3 protein-coding genes are annotated in these 3,236 nt (G+C 61.6%); 1 reads left to right on the top strand and 2 read right to left on the bottom strand.

The window, feature by feature from the left end; all coding sequences use genetic code 11:
* The first annotated feature begins 129 nt into the window (after positions 1-129).
* Positions 130-1,044, top strand: a complete 915-nt coding sequence (locus tag D6877_RS20050; protein WP_130911878.1) for a LysR family transcriptional regulator — start codon at positions 130-132, stop codon at positions 1,042-1,044.
* Here the strand turns inward: D6877_RS20050 and D6877_RS20045 are convergent.
* Complete coding sequence (locus tag D6877_RS20045) at positions 1,034-1,804, bottom strand: substrate-binding domain-containing protein (protein ID WP_056789012.1); 771 nt, start codon at positions 1,802-1,804, stop codon at positions 1,034-1,036. The genes D6877_RS20050 and D6877_RS20045 overlap by 11 nt on opposite strands.
* 13 nt (positions 1,805-1,817) lie before the next feature.
* On the bottom strand, positions 1,818-3,110 hold the full coding sequence (locus D6877_RS20040) for an MFS transporter (RefSeq protein ID WP_130911877.1): 1,293 nt from the start codon (positions 3,108-3,110) through the stop codon (positions 1,818-1,820).
* Between the last annotated feature and the right edge of the window lie 126 nt (positions 3,111-3,236).

Below are 3,236 nucleotides of genomic sequence, written 5' to 3'. Positions count from 1 at the left end.
CCTTCAGAGAATCAAGATCAAAAGATCGCAGCCTGCGGCAGCTCCTACAGGGGATCTTCATGTGCTCTGTAATAATTTGCATCAACTGGTTACATTTATAACCCCTGCGCATCAATTACCGGAAACGCCATGGCCATCAACTTCGACCTCAACGACCTGCAAGCCTTTCGTGCGGTGGTCGAGCAGGGCAGTTTTCGCAAGGCTGCCGACACCGTGCGCCTGTCGCAACCGGCGCTGAGCCGGCGCATCGAAAAGCTCGAAGACGCCCTCGGCGTGAAATTGTTCGAGCGCACCACGCGCAAGGTCAGCCTGACCCAGGCCGGGCGCGGCTTCATGCCCAGCGTCGAGCGCTTGCTGGATGATCTCGACATTGCCTTGCTTGGCATCAGCGAAGTCGCCTCGACCCGACTGGGCCATGTCACCGTCGCCTGCGTGCCGTCGGCGGCGTACTACTTCATGCCCCGCGTGGTCGCGCGCTATCACCAGCAGTTTCCACGGATCAAGGTCAAAGTCCTCGATTCCAGCGCCCACGATGTGTTGAGTGCGGTGGTCAATGGCGAGGCGGATTTCGGTTTGAGTTTTCTCGGCACGCAGGATGCCAAAGTCGAGTTCGAACCGCTTGTGCAGGAGTGCTACGTTGTCGCCTGTCGTCGCGATCATCCGCTGGCCGGGCGCAGCAGCGTCAGTTGGGACGAGTTCTATCAGCAGGATTACATCGCGCTGGACAAGACTTCGGGCAATCGCTTTCTGCTCGATCAGGCCTTGGGCGGGGTAGTGCCGCAGCGGCAGAGCATCTGCGAGACGCGGCATGTGACGACGATGATCGGCTTGGTGGAGGCGGGGCTGGGCGTGGCGGCAGTGCCGTTGATGGCGATGCCCGGGCCGGATCATCCGATCCTGACGCGGGTGCCGCTGATTGAGCCGCAGGTGATGCGCAGTGTCGGCATCATCAAACGCCGGGATCGCACGTTGACCCCGGCGGCACTGGAACTGGAGCGGCTGGTCGTGGAAATGCGCGTCCAGCCGCCAAAGATCAACGCTTGACCGAATCCAGCCCGGTGGCCTGCACGTCAGCCTGAGCGGCCGGTGCAGCGAGGTAGGCGAGCAGGGCCTTGGCTTCTTGCGGATGCTCGGCCTTGACCGGGATGCCCGCGGCAAAACGCGTCACCGACTGCACCGATTCCGGAATCTTCGCGACGAAGCTCACGCCCGGCACCGGCAGCAATTCGCTGACCTGCTGGAAGCCCAACTGATAGTCGCCAGTGGCGACCACCGAACCGACCGGTATCCTGGCAATCATTTTCGCCTTCGGTTTCAACTGGTCTTCGATGCCGAGTTTCTTGAACAGCTGCTGCTCGATATACACGCCGCTGGCGCTGTCGGAGTAGGCCACTGACTGCGCATCGAGCAGGGTTTTCTTCAGGCCGTCGACGCTGCTGATGTCCGGTTTCGCCGCGCCTTCACGCACCACCATACCGATTCGCGAATCCGCCAGTTCAACGCGGGACGCCGGGTCGACCTTGCCCTGTTTGATCAGCTCATCAAGGGCGTAACCGACCATGATCACCACGTCGGCGTGCTCGCCGCGCGCCAGACGATTGGGGATCGCTTCCGGCGCCTTGCCCATCGACGGGCCGAGGCTGGTGGTCAGCGTGTTGCCCGTTGCGGCAGCGAATTTCGGCCCGAGGATCTTGTAGGCGGCGGTGAAGCCACCGGAGGTCATCACGCTCAATTCTTCGGCCTGGGCCGCGAAGTTGAATGCGAGACCGGCGAGCAGGGCGGTGACAGTAAAAAGTTTTTTCATGGCGAGTTTTTCCTCAGGCCGCGACAGGTTGCAGACGACCACCGGCACGGCGGTACAGGTAAAGCGTGGCGCACAGCGCGCACAGGGCACCGATGCTCATCCAGTAACCTGGCGCGGCTTTGTCGCCGGTGTACTGGATCAGGAAAGTCGACATCGCCGGGGTGAAACCGCCGAAGATCGCCGTGGCCAGGCTGTAGGCCAGGGAGAAACCGGCGACGCGCACTTCCACCGGCATGATTTCGGTCAGCGCCGGAATCATAGCGCCGTTGTACAAGCCGTAAATAAACGACAGCCACAACAGCGACAGCAGCATGTTGATGAAGCTCGGCGCCTGCACCAGGAACGACAGCGCCGGATAAGTCGTGGCCAGCGCCAGCAAGGCCATGCCGATCAGCACCGGACGACGGCCGATACGGTCGGACAACGCGCCGCCAATCGGCAGCCAGAAGAAGTTCGACACACCCACCAGCAGCGTCACCAGCAGCGCGTCGGAAGTGCTCAGGTGCAGCACGGTTTTGCCGAAAGTCGGCGCGTACACGGTGATCAGGTAGAACGCGGTGGTGGTCAACGCGACCATCAACATCCCGCCGAGCACCACGCCCCAATTCTGGCCGAGGGTGCGGAACACTTCGCGCATGCTCGGGCGATGTTTGCGCGCGGCGAACTCTTCGGTTTCCGCCAGGTTGCGGCGCAGGAAGAAGATGAACGGGACGATCATGCAGCCGACGAAAAACGGAATGCGCCAGCCCCAGGCGGCCACGGCTTGCGGCTCCATCCACTGGTTCAGACCGTAGCCCAGCGCGGCAGCAACGATGATCGCCACTTGTTGACTGGCCGACTGCCAAGCGGTGAAAAAGCCTCTGCGGCCCGGCGTGGCGATCTCGGACAGGTACACCGAAACACCACCGAGTTCCGCGCCGGCGGAGAAGCCTTGTAGCAGTCGCCCGATCAGCACCAGCGCCGGGGCGAACAGGCCAATGGTTTCGTATCCGGGCACCAGCACAATCAATATCGTGCCGCTGGCCATGATCGACAGGGTGACGATCAGACCTTTGCGTCGGCCGACGTCATCGATGTACGCGCCGAGCACAATGGCGCCGAGCGGACGCATCAGGAAACCGGCGCCGAATACTGCGAAAGTCATCATCAGGGAGGCGAACTCGCTGCTCGCCGGGAAGAACACCGCCGCGATCTGCGTGGCGTAGAAGCCGAACAGAAAGAAGTCGAACTGTTCGAGGAAGTTGCCCGAGGTCACCCGGAAGATGGCACCGGCCCGCGAGCCGTTGGTTGGGATTGAGGCTGTCATTGAAAAGTACTCCACCGCTTTTATGACGTGCGCTACGGAGAAGCGGCGCACGGTTTTTATTGAGGTGGATGGTGGCGCAGATGTAACAATCTGTTAATTGCATTGTTGGCATGGATTGATGCGTGG

The organism is Pseudomonas sp. Sample_9 (genome assembly GCF_004307535.1).
GTDB classification, from domain to species: domain Bacteria; phylum Pseudomonadota; class Gammaproteobacteria; order Pseudomonadales; family Pseudomonadaceae; genus Aquipseudomonas; species Aquipseudomonas mercuritolerans.
The sequence above is the reverse complement of the archived record's forward strand: the minus strand, read 5'-3'. Positions and strand labels throughout refer to the sequence as shown.

Excerpts from the sequence above, each read along its gene's own strand:
- D6877_RS20045 (WP_056789012.1), bottom strand. The coding sequence starts at position 1,804 with ATGAAAAAACTTTTTACTGTCACCGCCCTGCTCGCCGGTCTCGCATTC.
- D6877_RS20050 (WP_130911878.1), top strand. The coding sequence starts at position 130 with ATGGCCATCAACTTCGACCTCAACGACCTGCAAGCCTTTCGTGCGGTG.
- D6877_RS20040 (WP_130911877.1), bottom strand. The coding sequence starts at position 3,110 with ATGACAGCCTCAATCCCAACCAACGGCTCGCGGGCCGGTGCCATCTTC.